A 20964-nucleotide genomic window follows, 5' to 3' on the forward strand; every position below is an offset into this window, starting at 1 on the left:
TCCCCGTCGGGCTCCACGCGCGACGCAACGTCGGACGCCAGGTCAGAACGACGCTTTGGCGCCGACCTGGATCCAGCGCGGCGCGTTCGGCCGGGCGCCGAAGGGCCGGCGCGACACGATGACCTGGGAGCCGAGGATGTTCCGCGCGTTCGCGTAGAGCACGAGCGGCCCGACGACACGCACCCTGGCGCTCGCGTCGAAGAGGAGCTGCTCGTCGGTGGCGAGCGCCCGGGACATGGGCTCGCTGCCGGCCTTCTCCCGCATGGCGGACATGTAGGTGGCGCCCACGGCGACGCCGGCGCGCTCGTGCTCGACGCCGACCGAGAGGCTCGCCTGGTGCCGCGGGACATAGGGCATCTCGTCTCCCTTCACGACGCGGCCGAAGATGGGGTCGTCCGAGGCGAAGCTCGAGAGGAACTCGGTGCGGGTGAGCGTGTAGGCCGCGGTGATCGGCAGCTTGAGCTGGCCGAGCGGGACCTCGTGCTCCGCGTACGCCTCGATGCCATAGATCCGGGCCTCGCCCGCGTCGTACTGGCGATCGAGATCCGCGTCGAGACAGCCGCTGGAGAGCGTGCAGACATCCGTGATGTTCGAGTAATCGTTGAAGTAGCCGATGATCTCCGCGCGCAGCGGCCCGTCGGCGAAGCGAGCGCCGCCCTCGTAGTTCACGCTGAGCTCGGGCTCGACGTGCTCGTCGCTCCCCGGCGCCGGGGGGCTGAATCCTCGGTAGGCCCCGGCCAGGAGGCCGAGCGCCTCGGTGATCGCAAGGTAGGCGCCGGCGCCGGGCAGGAGCGCCTGCGCGAGCCGCGTTTGCTCGCTCCCGGCCGCGCGATCCACGAGGGCAGAGCGCATGAGCTCGATCCGGACGCCGGGCGTCACCGTGAGCGCTCTCCAGGTGATCGCGTCGCTCGCGTGGAGCGCGATTGCCTCGGTCCACGCCTCGTTGAACTGGGTCACGACGGTCGGTCCGCCGTCCGGCACGAGCGCGCCGCCGAGCACGAGAAACCCGTTCTCGCTGTGGCGGCGCTCGACCCGATCGTGGTGCAGGCGCAGGCCGTACTCGACGCGGTGCGAGACGGGCCCCGTGGCGACGTTCCAGCGGACGCGGGTCTCCACGCCTTGCGACACGAAGTCGCGCTCGTTGGGGCCGATGAGCAGCGCCTCGCCCGGCGTCGAGCTGTCGAGCTGCCCGGTCAGCACGGCGTAGTACACCGCGTTCTGCGGCGTGTCCGGGGCGGCGAGCACGTCGAACAGGTTGGCCCCGCGGAAGCCGTTCACCTTGCGCCACACGCGCGAGAAGTCGTTCCGGTACACGGTCGTCGTCACCGACAGGTCGCGCGACGGCTCGAGCACGTGGGTCAAGGCGACCGCGGTCCGGTGGTTGCGCATGCGGTCGAGCGCGCTCACCCCGTAACGGCGGAGCGGGTCCTCCTCGAAATCCCCGTCCGTGATGCCGAGGTACGTCTCGTTGGAGAGCTCTTCCGAGTAGGTGAGCTTGAGGCGGAGCTCGTTCTTGATGCGGGCGGCCGGGTCGACGAGGTAGCTGCCCTTGACCATCACCTCGTTGCGGTAAAACCCTGTGTCCGCGCCGCTCGGGAGCTCCTTGAAGCCGTCGCTCCGCAGGTGCACGCCCTCGACGAGGAAGTCCATCTGACCGTCGCTCGTCCCGAGATAGGCGTGCGCCTTGCCGTAGCCGTACTGGCCCAGCGCGAGATCGAGCGCGCCCGACGCGAGCGACGGGGCGGAGCGGGTGACGAGATCCACGGTGCCGCCCACGGTCTGCGGGCCATAGGCGATGGCCCCTGGCCCCTTGATCACGCGCACGTTCGACATGCGGGTGATGAGCGGGAAGTAATAAGCGGCTGGCGCGGAGTACGGCGCAGGAGAGATGGGGACGCCGTCCTCCATGAGCGTCACCTTCTTGCTGCGATCGGGGTTGACGCCGCGAACACCGATGTTCGGCCGCAGGCCCAGCCCGTCCTCGCCCCTCACGTACACGCCGGGAACGCTGACCAGCACGGCGTGGGGATCGTCGTGCTCGAAGCGCTCGAGCTGGCGGCTCTTGATCACATGAGCCGAGCCCGCGGTCCGCGTCACGCGCGTGCCCGCGACCGTCACCTCCACCGGCGCATCGCCTGCAGGCGCCGCCGGCGCCGGTGCAGCGCCTTCCTGGCTCGCCGCCGGCGCGCCATCGGAGGGTGCCGCCGGCGCATCGCCGGGAGCAGCCGCCGGCGCTGGCGCAGCAGCATGCTGGTCCCCCGGCGGCGCATCGCCGGGAGGCGCCGCCGGCGCATCGCCGGGAGGCGCCGCCGGCGCCGGTGCAGGTGCGTCCCGGCCCGCCGCCGGCGCTCCCGTGCCCGGAGGCGCTCCCGGCATCGCTGGATCCCCCGGGGCCTCCGAGCTCGGTTCAGGAGACTGCGCATGAGCGACCCCGGCCACGGTGATCAGAAGCACGGGAACAGCGAGCCCAAGACGGGCCCGGAAGGGACGGGTCTGCGTTGACATGTAATATATATTACGAATCCACCGAATCAAACCGCATCGCGAGCTCGGTGGGCTCGCGGCGTGTCGAACGCGCGGTCAACAGGGGCCTACTACAAATGAAAGTCAGCATCGAGTAGCCCTTGAACAGCGCAGGCCGACGTGCGCTCACGCCAGACGGCAGCGCAGACGACAAGGAGCGCGCACCGCCGTCCGCGCAGCCACGGAAGGTCTCCGCCGGTCCGAGAGAGGCCGCCCCTGCAGGGCCGAAGCTTCCACGCGATGTTGCCGCGCCGTCGCAACCACGTCGCCCCTTCAGCGCATCCTCCCGCCGCTCGGACCGCCCCGGAGCGTTCGTCGTCGAGGAGTGCTCATGAATTACGACATCGGCATGATCTGCCCAGCCTGCGGCTGCGTCACCATCTTCCAGGCCGGCACCACCACCCCGCGGCGATGCGCGCGCTGCCACGACATGGACGCGGAGGCTCCGCTCCCGCCGCCGTCGTACGAGCGGCCGACATTCCCCGGCGGGCGCAGCCGGAGGCCCGAGGCCGCGCAGCTCGACTGGATGGAATGATCAGACCGGCGCGCCGAGCTGCCGAAGGAGCTCCCGCACCACCCCGCAGGCGCAGTGCTCCCGGTAGGCGCGCGTCGAGCGCAGGTCGTCGATGGGCGAGATGTCCTGCGCGACGGCCGCGTCGATCTCCGCCGCGGTGAGCTCGGCGAGCGGACGGGACACGCAGAGCGCGCGCACGCTCGGCAGCAGCGCCGTCGTCGGCGCGACCGACGCCATCCCCAGCCCGAGCCGCGCGGCGCGCCCGGATCGCACCTCGGCCACGCCCGCGAGCGCGACCTTCGAGATCGCCTGCGCCCGCCGCGCGCCGATCTTCCGCCAGTACCAGGGCGACCCGGGCGCCGGCAGCGCGATCTCCACGGCGACGATCACCTCGTCCGGCGCGCGCGACGTGCGCTTGTAGCCCGTCTGCAGGGCGCTCATCGGGACGCGCCGCTCCCCGCGGACGCTCTGCACCACGACGGTCGCGTCGTAGGCGGCGAGCGCGGCGACGCCGTCGGCGGCCGGCGACGCCGTGGCCAGGTTGCCGCCGAGCGTGCCGCGCGCCTGGATCTGCACCGCGCCCACGTCGCGGCTCATCCGCGCGAGGAGCGGCGCCCGCGCGGCGATCGCGTCGCTCCGGAGCAGCTCCAGGTACGTCGTCGCGGCGCCGACCCGGAGCGTGTCGCCGGAGAGCGAGATGCCTCGCAGCTCCGAGAGCCGGGACACGTCGACGACGAGCGGCGCCGCCGGGCTCCCTGCCGCGACCTCGAGCGGAGGCCTGAGCTCCTGCTCGACGACCCAGTCGGTGCCGCCGGCCAGGAGCGTGACCGGCGCGCCGAGCGCGGCCCGCTCCGCCACGATCTCGCACAGCGGACCGAGCCCGGCGACGTGCCGCATCTCGAACAGGCGCAGATCGGCGAGGCTCACGGCGCCGCCCCTCCCCCGCCGCGGCGCAGCGCGGCGGCGGCGCGGACGCTCTCGACGATCCGCTGGTACCCGGTGCAGCGGCACAGGTTGCCGGCGAGCGCCTCGCGCACCTCGAGCTCCGACGGATCCGGGCTCCGCGCGAGCAGCGCCTCCGCCGAGAGCAGCATGCCCGGCGTGCAGATCCCGCACTGCGCGCCGCCCTCCTCGACGAAGCAGCGCTGCAGCGGCGACAGGTGTCCGGCGCAGGCGAGGCCCTCGACCGTCGTCACGTGCCGCCCCTCGCACTGCCCGATCGCGATGAGGCAAGCGTTCACGGGGTCGCCGTCGAGCAGCACCGTGCACGCGCCGCACTCGCCCTCCGCGCACCCCTCCTTCGTGCCCGTGAGCCCGAGCGGCCCCCGGAGCGCGTCGAGCAGCCGCGAGAGCGGCGGCAGATCGACCTCGCGCGGCGAGCCGTTGACGACGAGCGATACCTTCATGCGCGATCCCCTCCCCCTGCCGCCTGCCGCGGCGTTGCGGCGGCGCGCGCCGCCTCGAACAGGCGCTCCGGCGTGAGCGGCAGCGCGCGCGCGGCGATCCCCGTCGCATGCTCCACCGCCGCGGCGATCGCGGGCGCGGCGCCGTCCATCGGCAGCTCGCCGATGCCCTTGGCCCCGCCGCCCGGGCCGAACGGGAAGGGCTCCTCGACCAGGACGACGTGGAACGGCGGCGCGTCGAGCGACGTCGGGATGATGTAGTTGCTCATCCGCGGGTTCCTGATCTTGCCGTCCTGCCAGACGATCTCCTCGGAGAGCGCCCAGCCGATCGCCTGGAGGCTGCCGCCCTCGATCTGCCCCGTGCACATGACCGGGTGGATCGCCTTGCCCGCGTCGACGGCCGACCAGAAGTCGACGACCGTCACCTCGAAGGTGTCGAGGTCCACCTCGACCTCGGCCACGTCGCACGCCCAGCCGAAGCACGGGTACGCGTCGCCCTTGTACGCCTCGTCGTCCCAGCGCACGAAGCCGGGCGGCTCGTACTGCTTCAGCGACGTCACCTGCCCCTCGCGCGCGAGCAGCCGGTCGGCCGCCTCCTCGAAGGTCAGCGCCGGCGGCGCCCCGGTCGCGCCGCCCTGCGGGGCGCTCGCCTGCCATGCAGCCCGCGCCGCATCCTGCTCCGCGCGCACGCGGCCCGCCAGATCGCGCGCCGCAGCCTCGAGGATCGAGCCGACCACCATCACCGTGCGCGACGCCACGGTGGGCCCCGAGTCAGGCACGGTCGTCGTGCACGGCACCGCGAACTCGACCCGATCGATCGGCAGCCCCGCGGCGTCCGCGGCGATCTGCCGGAACACCGTCTCCGTCCCCTGGCCGATGTCCGTCGACGCGGTGCGGACGCGGAGGCGGCCGCCAGGCGCGAGATCCAGCGCGACCTTGCCCTTGAGGAAGCGCTCGCCCGCCCCGGTGAAGCCCGCGCCGTGCATGAACACGCTCAGCCCGATCCCGCGCGCCACCCGCCCGCTCACGATCGGCCCCGCCGCGCGCTTCTGCCGGTAGCCGCTCGCCGCGATCGCCCGGGCGACGCACTCCTCGCCCGCGACGCTCGCGCGGAGCACCTGGCCGGTCGCCGTCGAGTCGCCGGGGCGCAGGACGTTCTTCGCCTTCAGATCGAGCGGATCGCAGCCGAGCTCCTGCGCGACGCGGTCGATGTGCCGCTCGATCGCCCAGATCGTCTGCGGCGCGCCGAAGCCGCGGAAGGCGCCGTTCGGCGGCGTGTTCGTCGCCACCGCGGTCGCCTCGATCCAGACGTCGTCCCAGCGGTAGGCGCCCGTCGCGTGCAGCGCGCCGCGCGACAGGACCACCTGCGACAGCGTCGCGTAGGCGCCGCCGTCGATGAGGATCCGGATCTTCAGCGCGCGGAGCGCCCCGTCGCGGTCGCAGCCGCTCGTGATCTCGCAGGAGGCCGGGTGGCGCTTCGTCGTCGCCTCGATGTCCTCGGTCCGGTCGTAGATCATCCGGACCGGGCGGCCGCTCTTCTTCGCGAGGAGCGCCGCGTGGAGCGCGATGACCGACGGGTACTCCTCCTTGCCCCCGAAGCCGCCCCCGGTCACCGACTGCGTGACGTGGATCCGCTCGGGCGGGAGCCCGAACGCCTTCAGAAACGCCTTGTGCACGTAGAACGGGCACTGGAGCGAGCCGATCGCGTGCGCGCCGGCCTCGTCCCACCACGCGACGACCCCCTGCGGCTCGATGTAGAGCTGCTCCTGGTGGTGCGTGGCGTACGTGCCGGAGACGACCACGTCGCAGCGAGCGAGCGCCGCGTCGATCTCGGCCTCGCCGCGCTCCCGGTCGACGTCGGCGCGCCCCTTCGTGATGAGGAAGCGCTTGAAGACGTTGTCGGTGCCCCAGACGAGATCCTCGCCCTCGAGCGCGGCGCGCGCGTCGAGCACCGGCGGCAAGGGATCGATGTCGAGCGTGACCGCCTGGACCGCCCGCGCGAGCTTGAGCCGATCCGCGCAGCCGAGCAGGGCGATCGGCTCGTAGGCGTGGTTCACCCTGCCGGCGGCGAGGATCGGCTGATCGTCCAGGATCAGCGCGACCACGTTGACCGGGACGTCCTCGGCGAGCACCACCGTGACGTCGCTCCAGTCGAACGCGGGGTCGAAGCGAACCCCCCGGAGGATCCCGCGGGGCACGGGGCTCCGCACGGTGCGCCCGAAGATCTCCCCCGGCATCGCCGGGATGTCGTCGACGTAGCGCGACGCCCCCGTGACCTTGGGAGGGCCGTCCGTACGGGGCACGCTGCTCCCCACGGTGCTCGCTGACGCTGGAGGGTTCGTCGCCATTCGGATGCTCCTCCTCACCGACGATAGCCCGGTCCCCCGGGAGGCGTCGACCCGAGCGCGCCGTGGGGCGCGGCCCGCGCAGCTGGACGATCGCCGGCCGCCTTCAGGCGAGAAAGCGCGGCGGCCCCCCGAGCACGCGGATCACGTCGACGGGCACATTCAGGTCGTGCAGCACCCCTGGATCGTCCACCTCCTCATCGACGCACCTGTCGCCCAGCGCCCTCAGGTGATCCCGGAGCGGCGGCGGATCGGCCTCCAGGTAACGCTGGAGCGCCTCGGTGCGCAGCACCACCGGGTGCCCGCCGCGGCCGATGTGCCGCGGCCGCACCGCGAGCGGCGACGTCGCCAGGGAGGCGCCCGCCTCGAGGCGGGCGAGCAGCCGCGCCACCGTCGCGGCGCGCGCGGGGGGCACGTCGACAGGCGTCACGATGACGGCGTCGGCGTCGCCGATGCGCGGCGCGGCGACGGCCAGCGAGCCCGCCGGCCCGAGGTCGTCCGGCGCGGACCACGAGACCAGGTCGATGCCCGGCTGCACATGGGCCAGCAGCGCGTGAAAGACGGAGCTGCGCACCACCACGAGCACCCGCGCGCTCTCGGCCGAGAGGCGGGCCTCCGCGTGGGCGATCGCCAGCGGCCGCTCGGCCCCGCCCTTCGTCGATGACGGCCAGGCCAGGAGCGCCTTCGGCCCCCCGAGCCGCTTGCCCGCGCCCGCGGCGAGCACGATCGTGGTCACTCGATTCATCCAGCCTGCTCCTCTCCGGCGGACGTCGTGCCGGCCGATGACCATCGAGCGCGCTGCCGCCCCGCGCGCCACGCGACGAGCTCCGCGGCCAGGGCGACGCTGATCTCGGCCGGCGTGCGCGCCCCGATGTCGATGCCGACCGGCATCCTGACCCGCGCGACGTCGCCCTCCGGCACCCCCCTCGCCTCGAGCCGCGCGCGCGTTCGCGCGGCCTTCGCGCGGCTCCCGACGCCGCCCACGTACCCGAAGCCGCGCGCGAGCGCCCACGCGAGCGCCTCCTGATCGAGGGCGTGGTCGTGCGTCATCACGAGCGCCGCCGCCTCGCCGAGCTCCCTCGGCAGGCCCGTCAGCACCTCCGGGTCGTCGTGCTCGGCGAGCACGAGCCGCACCTGCTCCCCGGGCGCCGGCGCGAGATCCCGCGGCGCATCGTCGTACGCCGACGGCGCGCGGGCGAGCGGCGCCGCCGCCGGCACGCGGGCGGGGTCGGCGGCGGCGGCGCGCGTGTCGCAGAGGGTCACGCGGAAGCCCAGCGACGCGAGGAGCGGCGCGGCGAACGCGCCCACGTGCCCGGCGCCGATCACGAGGACGTGCACGGCGGGCAGCAACGGCTCGATGAGCACCTCGACCGAGCCGCCGCAGCACATGCCCAGCGTCGGGCCCAGGCGGAACGTCTCGAGCTTCGGCGCGCTGGCGAGCTCGTCGAGCGCGCGCCCCATGATGCCGAGCGCCGCCCGCTCGACGGCGCCGCCGCCGATCGTGCCGATCGCGGTGAGATCGTCGATGAGGCAGAGCTTCTGCCCCGGCGTCGACGGCGCCGAGCCGTGCCGCGCCACCACCGAGGCGAGCACCACCCGCCGCCCCGCCTCGAGCGCGTCCAGGGCCGCCCGAAGCACGTCGTGCGGGAACGCCGTCCTCGGGATCACCTGGCTCAGATCCGGCATGATTGAGACTCTAGCGACCCGGCGACCGAAAACGAGAGCGCCGAGAGCCCCGGCGCCGAAAGAGCTTGCTGGAACGCCGCGCTTGTACCGAAAGTCGAGCGCGCTCGGAGAGCGGCGCAGGCGTCCCCCGAGATTCCGGCCCGCTGTGACCGCCGGGATCCACATAAAAACGCGGAGTTACAAGCCACGATGCCCCCCCCTGCCACGCTCGACCCCGACCTCCAGCGCGCCCTCTCCGATCCGGGCTTCACGCCGGGGCGCCGCCACTTCGCCGCCCTGATGGATCTGCTCGAGACGGCCGATGAGCCCGCCGAGCTGGCGGAGCGGGCCCTGCGGCGCGCCGGCGCTGCGGCGCTGCCCGCCGCGCTCGAGCGCGCGGCCGGCGCGCCGCCGGCGCTGCGCGCGCCGCTCACCCGGCTCGTCGGCAAGCTGATGGCCGCGGGGCCGATCGATCCCGAGGTCTCGGAGCGGGCGCGCGACTACCTGCTCGCCTGCCTCGGCGACGACGATCGCCGCACGCGCCGCATGGCGGCGGTGGCGCTCGGCAAGCCGCGCGCGGCGGACGCCGGGCGATCGCTCGTCGAGCAGGCGCTCGCCGAGGCGGCGCGCAGCGAGCGCTCTCCCGACGTCCGCCGCGCGCTGATCGACGCGCTCGGCAAGGTCGGCGGCGGCGCCGCGCTCGAGGCGCTGGCCGAGCTCGACGGCGACGACATCGCCGGCGTGCGCGCGCGCGCCGAGCTCCTGGCCAGGAGGACCCTCACGCGCGGCGAGCCGTCCGAGATCGCCGGCGATCGCGCGCCGGAGCGCCCCCTCCGGGTGGCGGTGCGCTGCCGGCGCGGGCTCGAGGCGATCCTCGCCGAGGAGCTCGCGGCGCTCGGCGCGGGCTCTCCCGGCGGGGCGCTCGTCCCCGAGCTCCGGAGCGATCCGTGCGGCGGCGCGCGGGTCGAGGTGATGCTGAGCGGCCGCCTCGACGCCCTGTTCGGGGCGCGCACGATGCTGTCGTTCGCGTTCCCGCTGCCGCTGCGGAAGCTCGACCAGGGCGCCGACCTCGCCGCGGCGGTCGCGGAGCGGCTGCTCTCGCGGGAGGCGCGCGAGATCCTGCGCCGCTTCACCCAGGGCGCGATCCGCTACCGCATCGACTGGGCCGGCGGCGGCAAGCGCCGGGCGGCGGTGTTCCGCGCCGCGGCCGCCGTGGAGGCGGAGGCCCCGGAGCTCGTGAACGATCCGACCCAGAGCACGTGGGACGTGGTCGTCTACGAGGGCGCGGGCCGTGTCCGGGTCGAGCTCGCGCCGCGCCTGCCCGACCCACGGTTCGCGTACCGCCGGGGCGACGTGCCCGCGGCGTCGCACCCGACGATCGCGGCCGCGCTCGCGCGCATCGCGGGGGCGCGCGGCGACGACGTCGTCTGGGATCCGTTCGTCGGCTCGGGCCTGGAGCTCTGCGAGCGCGCCCTGCTCGGACCGTACCGGCGGCTCGTGGGCTCGGATCGCGATCCTCGAGCCCTGCAGATCGCGCGCGAGAACCTCGACGCCGCGGGCGCGCGGGGCGCGGAGCTCCTCCAGCGCGACGCGGGCGGCGCGCCGCCCCCGGGCGAGGCGCCCACGCTGATCCTGACGAACCCGCCCCTCGGGCGGCGCGTCGAGCGCACGGGAGATCTCGACGCCATGCTCGATCGCTTCGTCGAGGGCGCCGCGCGCGCGCTCGCGCCGGGCGGCAGGATGGTGTGGATCTCGCCGTTCCCCGAGCGGACCGAGGCCGCCGCGCGCCGCTCAGGCCTCCGGCCCGAGGTGCTCCTGCGCGTGGACATGGGCGGCTTCGACGCGCAGATCCAGAGCTTCCACAAGGAAGCGCTCCGGCCGCGGGCGAGCCCCGATCGGCGCGACGGCCAGCGCGGGGACCGGCTCGACCGCCCCCCTGCCGGGCGCGGTGGGCGCGGCCCCCAGCAGGCCGAGCTGCGCGGCGAACAGCATCGCCCCCCCCGCCAGGAGCAGCGCCACCACCACCGCGATGATGATCCCGAGCCGCCCCGAGCGGTCGGGCGGCGCGTCGGTGATCAGGTCGAAGCCGCCGGCCGTGCCGAGGGGCGACGGAGCCGGCGCGGCTGAGCCCTGCGCCGGGCTCTGAGCGGGCGCCGCGCTCTGCTGCGCGGCGACGGCGCCGTGCGTGGCCGCCGAGGCTTGCTGCGATGGGCTGAGCGCGCCGGCCGCGGCGGAGCCCGGCCCGAGGAGCGCGCCGCCCCTCGTGGACGACGCGGCCGCGGGCGCCCCCGCGGCTCGTTCGAGCGGCGCCGCAGCGGAGCGACCTGCCGCCGCCGCATCGGCGAGCGCCTCTGGCGCGCCGAGCATCGGCGTCGCGTCGACCGGGGGCGGCACGACCGGCGTGGGAGCCTCCCGCGACCGCGTGGGGACGTCGTCATCGTCATCGTCGCGGTCGTCGACGACCGTGGGCGCATCGAGCGTGGGCTCGTCGAGCATGTCCCCGTCGAGATCGCCGAGGAAAGGCAGCTCGCCGCTCCGGGGCCGAGGTCTCGCGACAGCTTCGGGCTCCGCGTCCGGGCGCTCGCGCCCCGGGAACGCCGGCGCTGGCGCTGCGACCGCGGGCGGCTCTCGAGGCCCTCCAGCCGGCGGCGCCGCGCCTGGCGCGGGCCGCCCCGCGTCGGGCGCGCGGAGCGCGGCGGGCGCCGCTCCTCCGGAGCGCGCAGGCGCTGCGGCCGCTGGCCCAGCGGGCCCGCGGAGGTTCAGGGGCGTCGCCTCCCGCGTGGCCATCCTGGGCTCCGAGCCCTCGCGGGCGTCGCCGGACGTCTGCGTCACCGGGACCGCCCCCACGCCCGGAACGCGCGCTCGCGCGACCGGGGCGCGCCCTTGCGCGGCCGGAGCCGCGGCGGGCGCCCTGGGGATCGGGGCGGCGCCCGGCCTGGGGGCCGACGCGCCCGGTTGCGCCGCCGGGGGCCGCGCGCGCTCGGCCGGGAGGGGCGGCGCCGGTTGACCCGCGGCCGCCGCCGCCGCGCGCTGCGCGATGACCTCGTCGAGCTGGCTCGAGCTGAACGGCGAGACCCGCATCAGCGTGCGCACCTCGTCGTCGTCCTCGTCGTTCGTCGCGTCCTCGTCGTCGAGCGGGAGCAGCGTGCGCACCGCGGGATCGGGGTGCCATTCCTCGAGAGCGCGCCGGAACGCGGCGGCGTTCGTCGTGCGCGCGGAGCGATCGCGCTGGAACGCGTCGTCGAGGACCCGCTGGAGATCGTCGTCGCCCACGTCGAAGACGGCGAGCGGCGCCGGCGAGGAGCCCGAGATCCGTTGCCGCGTCTCGGCGTCGCTCCCTCCGCCGAAGGCGCTCGCCCCGGTCAGCACCTCGTAGAGCGTCGCCGCGATGGCCCACACGTCGTCGCCGGCCGAGAGCGTCCCGCCCCCGACCCGCTCGGGCGACTGGTACGCGATGCGGCTCGGCGTCTGGCGCAGGTCGGCCAGAATTGCCTTCGAGGTGCGATCGACCGCGGTCGTGAGCACACACTCCGGCGAGATCGCGCCGTGCGCGACGCCGAGGGCGTGAAGCGCCTCGATCCGCTTCGCAAGACGAATGGCCCAGCCGACGGCGTCGAGCTCGTTCAGCGGGCCATCGCGCAAGATCCGAGTTGCAAGCGTTTCCACTTACGAAGCCAGGGTAGTACCTGTCCGCCGAAGTTTGTACCTGGATCCGCGCGCCGTTCGTCCCCGGGGCGACCGATTCCAGGGTGCGCGCCTCGCCGCGTACGCTCGGAGGCGGCGCCCCTGACGGACGGCGCCGGCGCGCGGATCCGCGGCGCGGGGAGCCGCGCTCGTCATGACCGCTCGCCCCCGGCCGCGTCGGTCGGGACGATGCGGACGCGCCGTACCCGCCGGCCGGCGACATCCATCGCCACGAGCGTGTAACCCTCGCACTCGACGCGCTCGCCCGCCTCGGGTGGGTGCTCGAGCCGGCCGAGCATGTAGCCGCCGACCGTCTCGACGGTCTTCACCTCGGGCAGCAGCACGATGTGCCCGTCGCGCTCCAGGTCCGTCAGCAGGACGCGGCCGTCGACGTCGACGATGCCGCCGCCGCGGCGGTGGATGGGCGGCACCTCCTCGTCGTTCTCGTCGCGGATCTCGCCGACGATCTCCTCGATGAGGTCCTCCATCGTCACGAGCCCCATGAACTCGCCCGAGGCCGACGTGATGATCGCCACCGGCACTTGGCGCGCCTGCATCTCGAGGCGGAGGCGCTCGACCGAGGTGTTCTCGCGCGCGAAGATCGGCTTGCGGAGCAGCTCGGCGACGCGCGCCGCGCGGCGGCGGTGGCTCAGGACGTCGAACAGGTCGCGCAGGTGCAGGTAGCCGAGCACGTTCTTGCCCTGCTCGTCGAGCACCGGGTACCGGGAGTACCCCGCGTCGGCCACGATCCGCACCGCCTCGTCGATCGTCATGTTCGCGCGCAGCGTCGCCGCGTCGGAGCGGAGCGACATCACGTGCCTCGCCGTGCGCCGGCGCAGGTCGAAGATGCGCACCAGCATGCTGCGCAGCGCCGGATCGAGCCCCGCGGGGCTCTTCGTCAAGAGCAGCCGGAGCTCCTCCGACGTGTGCGCGATCTCCTCCTCGCCCACAGGCCGGAGCCCGAAGAGGCGGACGAACCCGTTCGCCATCGAGTTGAGCACCCAGATGACCGGCCACATCAGGACGAAGAACCCGTGCAGCGGCCTCGCCGCCCAGAGCGTAACCTTCTCGGTCCGCTGGATCGCGAGCGACTTCGGCGCGAGCTCCCCGATCACGGTGTGGAGCGCCGTGATCAGGATGAACGAGATGCCGATGGCGATGGCGTGCGCGCCGACCCCCGACCAGGCGTCGAGCGGCGCGAGCAACGGCTCGATGAGGTGGGCGATGGCCGGCTCGCCGATCCAGCCGAGCCCGAGGGACGCGAGCGTGATGCCCAGCTGGTTGGCGGACAGGTACGCGTCGAGCCGCTGCGACATCTGCAGCGCGAGCCGGGCCCGCGCGTCCCCCTCGCGCACGAGCTGCTCCAGCCGCGTCGGCCGCATCTTGACGATGGCGAACTCGGACGCGACGAAGAACGCGTTGAGGAGCACCAGGAGCGCGGTGCCCAGGAGGTAGACGAACGTCATGCCGGTCGACGTCCTCCCCCCGGTGCGCCCGCCGCCCCGCGCCTCCTCGGCGACGAGCCGCGGCTAGATCCTCGCACGTTCGAGGATCTTGCTTCGCAGGCCCGGGTCGTCGTTGCTGAGTCCATCGACGAGAGCATCGGCCGGGGATTGCCCCTTGGCGATGAGCGCGCTGAGCCGATCGAGGTGGACGCGCTCGTCCTTGCCGTTCTTGTTCAGGCGCGCGCGCCGCTCGAGGCCGCCCGAGGCGATCGAGACGAGCCGCTCGGCCAGCGCCGCGAGCGGCTTGCCGCGGAACGTGGCGCGGAGCGCGCGCTCGGCGATCTTCGGGCGCACGGCCTCGAGCTCGTCGAACCTGAAGCTCTCGGACAGGGCGTCGGCCTCGTCGAGCGCGCGCGCGTCGTAGAGGATGCCCGCCCAGAGCGCCGGGAGCGCGCAGACGAGGTTGGCCGGCAGCGAGTCCGCGCCGCGGACCTCGAGGGTCCGCTTCAGCCTGACCTCCGGGAAGAGGGTGTTGAGGTGCATCTCCCAGTCGCCGCGGGTGGCCCGGTGCCCCTCGAAGCCGCGCGCCAGGAAGTCGCGGAACGTCTGCCCCGTGTTCTCGATCACCTCGCCGTCGCGCTTGATGAGGAACATCGGCGCGTCGACCGCCCACGCGACGTAATCCGAGAAGCGGCGCCCGCGCTCGAGCACGTCGCGGATCAGCCCCTGCCGCGCGGCGTCGACGTCGAGCCAGACCTTGGCGCGGTAGCTCCGCCCGCCGAACAGCGCCCCCTCGTAGAACGGGGAGTTGGCGAACATCGCCGTCACGAGCGGGGAGAGCCGGAGCGACACGCGGAGCGCGCGCATCGCCGCCTCCTCGCTGGCGTAGTCGAAGTTCGCCTGCACGGTGGCGGTGCGGCGCATCATGTCGAGGCCGTGCGCGCCGCGCGTCGGCAGGTAGCGCCGCATGATCGCGTAGCGCGCCTTGGGCACCCAGGAGAGATCGGCCTGCGACGCGAAGGGGTGGAACCCGATGCCGAGCCAGGTCAGCTTGAGCTCGGCGGAGATGTCGCGCAGCTCCGCGAGGTGCCCGCTCATCTCCATACAGATCTGGTGGATGTTCTCGAGGGGCGCTCCGGACAGCTCGAGCTGCCCGCCTGGCTCGAGGGTCACCGAGGCGCCAGCCCGGGCGAGCGCGATCAGCGGACCGCCGGGGGTCTCGTGCTCGGGTGTCCACCCGTGCCGCTCGACGAGCGCCTGGAGGACGTTGAGGACGCTCCGCTCGCCCTCGTACGGGATGGCAGCGCCCGTCCTGGCGTCGACCCCGAACTTCTCCGCCTCGGCGCCGATCCGGTGAAGGGCCTCGGGCTTCGTGGCTTCGTGAAAGGGAAACAGCAGGTCGTCGAACGTCTCCAACGGTTGAGACTTCGACTCACTCCCGTGGCTTGCATCGGCCATCATCACGTTTCCGGTTGGGTTTCGTTCTCGCTTAGAGCGCGCGCCTGAGAAGGGGCGCGCGCTGCGTCGTCCGGAGCATCTTCGCGAGCGCGCCCAGGTGCGCCAGCGTTGTCCCCGTCCCTCCCCCGAGCATTCGCGCGCCCGCCTCGATGAGCCGCGCCGCCGACGCCGCCCAAGCATCGCAGATCTCGGCGGGCGTGACGCGGTCGGCGCCGTCCGCCTGCGCGGATTCCGCGCCGAGCAGCACGCCGACCTGGACCTCATGCGCGACGCCCTCGAGGCGCCGGAGCACATTGAGCCCGAGCTCGACCGACGGCACCTCGAAGAGCAACGCGTCCGCGCCGCTGTCGAGGGCCGAGCGGGCGACCTCCTCGAAGCCCTCGCCATCGGCGGTGCGCCCTGCGCCGTCGAGCTCCACGAGCGCCCACGTCGCCAGCTGCGTCGTGCTGGCGCTGACCACCGCGGCGCGGCGCGCGAGCCGCGCAACCGTGGGGCCGACGCACGCTGCCTGGGCAGGATCGAAGCCGCACGCGACGAGGATCTCGCATCCGGCCGCCGCCAGCCTGGCCGCATGGACGGCGTAATCCTCCGCGATCCGGTCGGCCATGGGCGCGGCAGCAGTGTGGCCCAGGATACCCGCCACCGCCACGCGGCGCGCGGCCCCGCCCGCCGCCTCTGTGGCGAGCTCGACCGCGGTTCCGGTCAGCGCGGCGGCGCGGAACGCCATGCCGATGGGCGCCAGGGCGCGCGTCGTCGTCGCGGACGTGAGCGCCCGGACCACGTCGATCCCCAGCGCGATCTCCTGCTCGTGCAGCTCAGCGATCGCCCGCGGCGACTCGCGGAGCAGCCGGCCGAGGGCGGTGGTGGAGGACACCGCGGTGCCTCGTCCACGGAGCGAAGCGAGCGGATCGCCGCTGATGATGAGCGGACGACCCACGGGAGGCCGAGAGGTGGAGGCCTCGAGCGCATTCACGTCCTTCGCTGCTTTCCAGGGCTCCTCTACCACCGGTCTATAAGGGGAAACTAGCCCAAGACGGCCCTTCCGCGTCGCGAAATGGTGCAGGCCAGCGGGCTGGAGCACAGCGTTCCACGCAGCGGAGTCGGGGACAACCTGACGGACGCGCACCTGCGCTCGGCGCGGCGCCGGGGAAGAACGGGGGATCGGCCGTCATGAGGGGCTCCGCTTTGCCATGGGCCGTCATGTGGCCGGGAGGCGCCGGCCCCCTACCCCTCGGCCCCGGCGCGCGACGAACTTCCGGTCGAAGAGCCGCACCCGGCGGACGAACAGATCGAGCAGGAACACGACCATCGCAGCGTAGATGAACTGCTGCCAGAGCTCCTCGTGGAACGTCACCTTCTCCCCCGCCGGGTCGAAGATGGCCGCCACGCCGCTCGGATCGACCGCCCCGCCTGTCGACGTCGCGGCCTTCTCGAGGATCGCGAGCTCGGGCTCGAAGCTCGCGTACTCGCGGGGGTACGGGTTCGAGACGTGGCCGTAGCTGACGGCGACGGGCCGGAGCGAGCCGTCCTCGGCCTCGCGCAGGTGCTCCGCCCGCAAGAGGAACGAGCCGTACCGATCCAGCGCAAGCGCCGTCTCGTAGCGCCCCGGCGCGGTCTGACGCATGTCGACGACCCGCGTCGCGCCGCCCGGCTCGGGCCCGATGATGCTGAGCCGGGAGGTCAGGTTGTTCTCGAATCGGTCGTCGGCCCCGAACGCGTCGACGGACGCGCGCAGCTCTCCGTCGACGATCTCGGCCTTCATGTCGAGCTCGCGCCGGTGCTTCTGGCGCATGTGCTCGTGGACGAGCTGCCCCCAGAATTTCTCGAAGCCTGGCCACCTCAGCCACTCGACGGCCCAGCGCGCCTTGACGTCGGTCGTCCAGGCGAGCGTCCACCCGAGGCCGACGCGCCAGCGCGCGAGGATCGGCTCCTCGGTGTCGCTCGTGAGCAGCTCCTGGGCGGGCGGCGGCTTCAGCTTGGTCGAGACGTAGCCGTGCAGGTTGGGCGCCGTGCGGACGTCGACGCCGCGGAGGAACGCCGCGTCGCCGACCTGGGTCACCGGGAACCACTCCTCGACGGCGGCGGCGCGCGCCACCATCTCGGTCTCCTTGGTGAAGATCCGCGGCAGGTTGTTCGGATCCGGGACCGCGTGGAAGCGCCCCCCGCCCACGTCGGCGATCATCTTGAGCAGCTGCTCGTCGAGGTCGTTCCCGAGGCCCACCGTGGTCACGGTGATCGACTCGGCGATCATGGCGGACACGAGGTCCCGGATGCCGCCCGTCGACGCCTTGCCGTCCGTGAGGAGAATGACGTGCTTCTTCCGCGCCTGCGTGACGGTCATGTCCTGGTAGGCGGCGTCGAGCGCGGAGAAGATCTCGGTCCCGCCGCCCGGCTGGATGCGCGCGATCTCGCCCGCGATCCGCGAGCGGTTGCGCGCGGGCTGCATCTTCACGTAGCGCGTCGGCGCCGAGTCGAACGCGATCACCTCGATGAGATCGTCCGACGACAGCACCCCCGCTGTCGCCTTCGCCGCGGCTTTGGCCATCTCGAGCGGCAGCCCGGTCATCGATCCCGAGCGATCCATGACGAGCGCCATCGCGACGCTCGGCATGTCCTTCTTTCGCTCGTTGTCCATCCGAACGGGCAGGATCCGCTCGATGGTGGTGCGGTACCAGCCGCCGAGGCCGTACCCCGACTCGCCGCCGGCGAAGAGGAACCCCCCGCCGAGATCCCGCACGTAGCTCTCGATGATCTCCTGCCCCTGCAGGCTGAGCGCTTCCTTCGGGGTGTCGGACACGATCAGGAAGTCGTAGCGCTCCATCTCCTTGAGGGAGCCGGGGAAGCCTGCCGGCGGCCTGACGTCGACGTCGAGCTGCTGCGCGGTGAGCGCGCTCGAGAGCGGGCCGGCGTGCTGCGGCGTCCCCTCGACGTAGAGCACCGACGGGCGCCCAGGCACGTCGATGGTGGTCGCGTACCGGTTGTTCTCCTTGAATTTGTCGTCCGCGATCTGGTCGAGCTCGAGCGCGTAGGTCACCTGCCCCGCGATGCGCACGACGCTCTTGAACACGACGTCGTTCGGCCCTGCCTTGAGCTCGAGGTCCCGGATGCCCTCGAGGCCGTTCAGCGCCTCCCCCTGGTAGAGCCGCGCGCGCGCCTTGGTGGCGCGGCTGGCGTAGATGTCGGCGTGGATCTCGAACGTCTCCCCGACCTTGACCCGGTCGGGCATCCTGAGCTCTCGCACCGCGACCTCGGGCGGCGCGGGCCGCCGGTACGGGATGGAGAACAGCCGCACCCCGACGTCGCGCGCCCGGTTGGCCTCTGCGAGCACGTCGCCGTCCGTCTGCACGCCGTCCGACATCAGCACGGCGCGCTTGAGGTAGCCGGGCGGATACAGCCCGTACGCGAGCTGCAGCGCGGCCTGGAGGTTCGAGCCCGCGCCGAGATCGCCGCGCTGTCCGTTCGCGTCGGCGTGGCGGGCGATGGGCGGCGCGCGCCGCTCCTCCTCGCGACCTGCCGCCTCGCCGGCCGCGCGCTCGGCGAGCCGCGGCCGCCGCGCGAAGGTGATCACCTTGATGACGCCGTCCTCGGGCTTCTCTGCGAACGCCCTGTCGAGCGCCGCTCGCGCGTCGTCGAGCGCCTCGTCCGTGACCGACTCGGAGACGTCGATGAGGTAGATGGTGGCGACCTTCTCCGTTGTCGCGGACCTCGCGAGCCGCGACAGCCCGAGCGCGATCAGCGCGACGAACGCGACCCGCAGCAGCACCGAGAGCACGCGCTGCGGCAGGGGGAGGTCGGCGAGGGATCCCGCGAGCACCCCGACGAACCAGGGCGCGAGCAGGATCGCGCCGAGCATCTTCGGGTTGAGGAGCTCGTACGTCACCCCGTCGCGCACCCACGTCAGCGTCGGATCCGGGTGCAGGAGGACATACCTCCGGTACGCCCAGAACAGGATCCCGCCGAGGGCGGCGCATGTGATGGCCCACGCGGCGATGCGCAGCCTGCGACCACGGAACGCGCTCACACCGTCACCCTCCTGTGGTACGTGAACCACTCGATCGCGGTCACGAGGAGCACCGCCGCGAGCAGGTAGACCCAGAGCTCACGGCGGACGCCGATCTTGAACTCGCTCACCGCGCCCGCGCCGCGGCCGTCGACCTTGAGCTCGGCGGCCGGGGCGATCGCGCTCTCCTCCGGCGCCGAGAGGTTCGCGGCGAACATGCTCTCCTCCTGCGCGCCCGCGGCGCCGACGCGCAGCGTGTAGAAGCCGGCGTGCTGCCCGAGGAACACGGCGCGCCCCTCCTGGATGGGGACCGCGCGCGTCGTCCCGTCGGGCTGCTCCAGGCTGGCCACCTCCGCGGACGAGGACGCCGGGATGTGCCAGACGGAGCCCGTGCGGAACGAGGAGATGTAGCTCGTGTCCTCCTCGACGAAGTTGTTGATCGCGTTGAGCAGGAAGAGCGGCCAGGCGATGCGGAGCGGGAAATCGCTCTCGCGCACGTCGAAGCCGAGCGCGACGAATTTCACGCCGCTGCGACGCCCCTCGAGCAGCAGCGGCCCCTTGTAGCTCCGGCCGACGACCCTGTCTTCCTTGTTGCCCTTGAGCACGTGGGCGCGCGCGACGTTCACGTCGCTGAGCGCCGTGTAGCGCAGGAGCGGGTGCTTCGCGTCGAGCTCGTCGAAGCCCAGGCGGTAGTTCGGGTCGTCGTCCAGGACCTCCTTGCCCACCTCGAACGGGACGCTGGTCCCGGTCGGGTTGAGGTAGAGCAGGCTCCCGCTCCCCGGCGCGACGCTCGGCGCCACGCCGTCGAAGATGGTCACGTCGAACGACGAGGCCGCCGGGTACCGCTGCGGATCGACGAAGGTCACGTCGAGGTACTCGTCGAGGAGCAGCGCCGCCTCGAGGAACATGTTCCCCGCGGAGACGACCTGGACGCGCGCGCGGCGCCGCTCGGGGAGGAGCGCGTAGGCGCGGTTGTCCGCGGGGAGGTCGTCCGAGCTGCCGTCGGCCAGCGCGAGCTTCGCCTCGAGCGTCTTCGACGCGCCGGAGAGGTTCGGGTAGAAGCGGGGCAGCTTCTCCTTGGGCTTGAGCCGGATGCGCGTCAGATCCGTGAGCTGGCCGTCGCCGAGCAGCGACAGCTCGAGATCGAGGGGCTCGTCGCTCGTGTTGGTGACCTCGAGCATCACCTCGTAGCGGCTCTTGTCGAGCGGGTAACGCCGCACCGAGAACTCGGTGATGGCGGCGTTCCTCGATCCCTTGCCGACCGGCAGGTACGAGAGCTTGATGTCGCCGAGGCGCACATGTCCGCCGGCGTCGGTCGGCTCGCCGAGCGCGCCGTCGCTCACGACGATGACCTCCGGCGACGGGAGCCCGCTCAGGGTGTCGCTCGCGAAGCGGAGCGCGCGCGCGAAGTCCGCGGTGGCGTCGGTCGGCCTCACCGCCGCGACGGCCGCCTCGAGCTCCGAGATCTCTCCGGTGAGCGTCGACAGGGGCGTGATGGCCGCGTCCATCTGGGCCAGCAGCATGCGGTCGCTGCCGGAGAGGCCGCGGACCATCTTCCTGACCTCTTCCTTCGCGAGCTCGATGCGCGAGGGCGCGACGTCGATGGCCTGCATGCTCGCGCTCGCGTCGATGAGGACGACGATATTGCGCCCCTCGACGAGGTTCGCCTGCGGGCGCGGATCTCCCAGCGCGAGCAGGAGCAGCGCGAGGAGCGCGAGCTGCAGCAGCAGCGACAGGAGCCGCTTCAGCTGCGAGAACAGGCTCGTCGCCTCCTTGTCCCGGAGGATGCGCTCCCAGATCCTCGAGAAGGGGACCGCGACGGGCCGCCGCCGCAGCTTGAGGATGTAGAAGACGACGACCACGGCCCCGGCGAGGGCGCCGATCTGGAGCAGTGTCTGCAGCGGAACGCCGGTGAAATGCAGCATCG

13 protein-coding genes are annotated in these 20964 nt (G+C 73.3%); 2 read left to right on the forward strand and 11 right to left on the reverse strand.

The genetic code is table 11. The annotated features are described in order from the left end of the window. Nucleotides 1-42: 42 nt before the first annotated feature. Nucleotides 43-2376, reverse strand: coding sequence for a TonB-dependent receptor family protein (locus WMF22_RS32275; RefSeq protein WP_438032275.1), 2334 nt, complete (start codon nt 2374-2376; stop codon nt 43-45). Nucleotides 2377-2854: 478 nt separating this feature from the next. Here WMF22_RS32275 and WMF22_RS32280 point away from each other — a divergent pair, with 478 nt between their 5' ends. Continuing rightward, nucleotides 2855-3058: a hypothetical protein gene (locus WMF22_RS32280; protein WP_437293805.1), complete on the forward strand. Its 204-nt coding sequence runs from the start codon at nt 2855-2857 to the stop codon at nt 3056-3058. Here the strand turns inward: WMF22_RS32280 and WMF22_RS32285 are convergent, their stop codons facing one another. The 5 genes from WMF22_RS32285 to WMF22_RS32305 form a co-directional block, all read right to left on the reverse strand. Next, nucleotides 3059-3964, reverse strand: a complete 906-nt coding sequence (locus WMF22_RS32285) for an FAD binding domain-containing protein (RefSeq protein WP_438032276.1) — start codon at nt 3962-3964, stop codon at nt 3059-3061. It lies immediately after the preceding gene. Beyond that, nucleotides 3961-4443: a (2Fe-2S)-binding protein gene (locus WMF22_RS32290; RefSeq protein ID WP_437293807.1), complete on the reverse strand. Its 483-nt coding sequence runs from the start codon at nt 4441-4443 to the stop codon at nt 3961-3963. Before WMF22_RS32290 ends, WMF22_RS32285 begins: the two co-directional genes overlap by 4 nt. Beyond that, on the reverse strand, nt 4440-6788 hold the full coding sequence (locus tag WMF22_RS32295; RefSeq protein WP_438032277.1) for a xanthine dehydrogenase family protein molybdopterin-binding subunit: 2349 nt from the start codon (nt 6786-6788) through the stop codon (nt 4440-4442). Before WMF22_RS32295 ends, WMF22_RS32290 begins: the two co-directional genes overlap by 4 nt. A 103-nt stretch (nt 6789-6891) precedes the next feature. After that, on the reverse strand, nt 6892-7530 hold the full coding sequence (locus tag WMF22_RS32300; protein WP_438032278.1) for a nucleotidyltransferase family protein: 639 nt from the start codon (nt 7528-7530) through the stop codon (nt 6892-6894). Further along, the gene (locus WMF22_RS32305) at nt 7527-8471 is read right to left on the reverse strand and encodes an XdhC family protein (RefSeq protein WP_438032279.1); all 945 of its coding nucleotides are present in this window, start codon (nt 8469-8471) and stop codon (nt 7527-7529) included. Before WMF22_RS32305 ends, WMF22_RS32300 begins: the two co-directional genes overlap by 4 nt. A gap of 189 nt (nt 8472-8660) precedes the next feature. On the opposite strand from WMF22_RS32305, the gene WMF22_RS32310 reads away from it, so the two are divergent. Beyond that, complete coding sequence (locus tag WMF22_RS32310) at nt 8661-10577, forward strand: HEAT repeat domain-containing protein (RefSeq protein WP_438032280.1); 1917 nt, start codon at nt 8661-8663, stop codon at nt 10575-10577. A gap of 1709 nt (nt 10578-12286) precedes the next feature. On the opposite strand, the gene WMF22_RS32315 is transcribed toward WMF22_RS32310, so the two are convergent. The 5 genes from WMF22_RS32315 to WMF22_RS32335 all read right to left on the reverse strand — a co-directional run bounded on the left by WMF22_RS32315 (nt 12287) and on the right by WMF22_RS32335 (nt 20962). Further along, nucleotides 12287-13600 (reverse strand): hemolysin family protein, encoded by a 1314-nt coding sequence (locus WMF22_RS32315; protein ID WP_437293813.1) that lies wholly within the window; start codon nt 13598-13600, stop codon nt 12287-12289. Between the two features lie 63 nt (nt 13601-13663). Next, nucleotides 13664-14995 carry a glutamate--cysteine ligase gene (locus WMF22_RS32320; RefSeq protein ID WP_438032281.1) on the reverse strand — a complete coding sequence of 444 codons (1332 nt, stop codon included), beginning with the start codon at nt 14993-14995 and terminating at the stop codon, nt 13664-13666. A 73-nt stretch (nt 14996-15068) separates the two neighbouring features. Further along, on the reverse strand, nt 15069-15911 hold the full coding sequence (locus tag WMF22_RS32325; RefSeq protein ID WP_438032282.1) for a homocysteine S-methyltransferase family protein: 843 nt from the start codon (nt 15909-15911) through the stop codon (nt 15069-15071). A 324-nt stretch (nt 15912-16235) separates the two neighbouring features. After that, nucleotides 16236-19058, reverse strand: coding sequence for a VWA domain-containing protein (locus WMF22_RS32330; protein ID WP_438032283.1), 2823 nt, complete (start codon nt 19056-19058; stop codon nt 16236-16238). Beyond that, the gene (locus tag WMF22_RS32335) at nt 19055-20962 is read right to left on the reverse strand and encodes a vWA domain-containing protein (RefSeq protein WP_438032284.1); all 1908 of its coding nucleotides are present in this window, start codon (nt 20960-20962) and stop codon (nt 19055-19057) included. The genes WMF22_RS32330 and WMF22_RS32335 overlap by 4 nt, the downstream gene beginning before the upstream one ends. Between the last annotated feature and the right edge of the window lie 2 nt (nt 20963-20964).

The organism is Sorangium sp. So ce204, from assembly GCF_051526795.1.
Lineage (GTDB): Bacteria > Myxococcota_A > Polyangia > Polyangiales > Polyangiaceae > Sorangium > Sorangium cellulosum_B.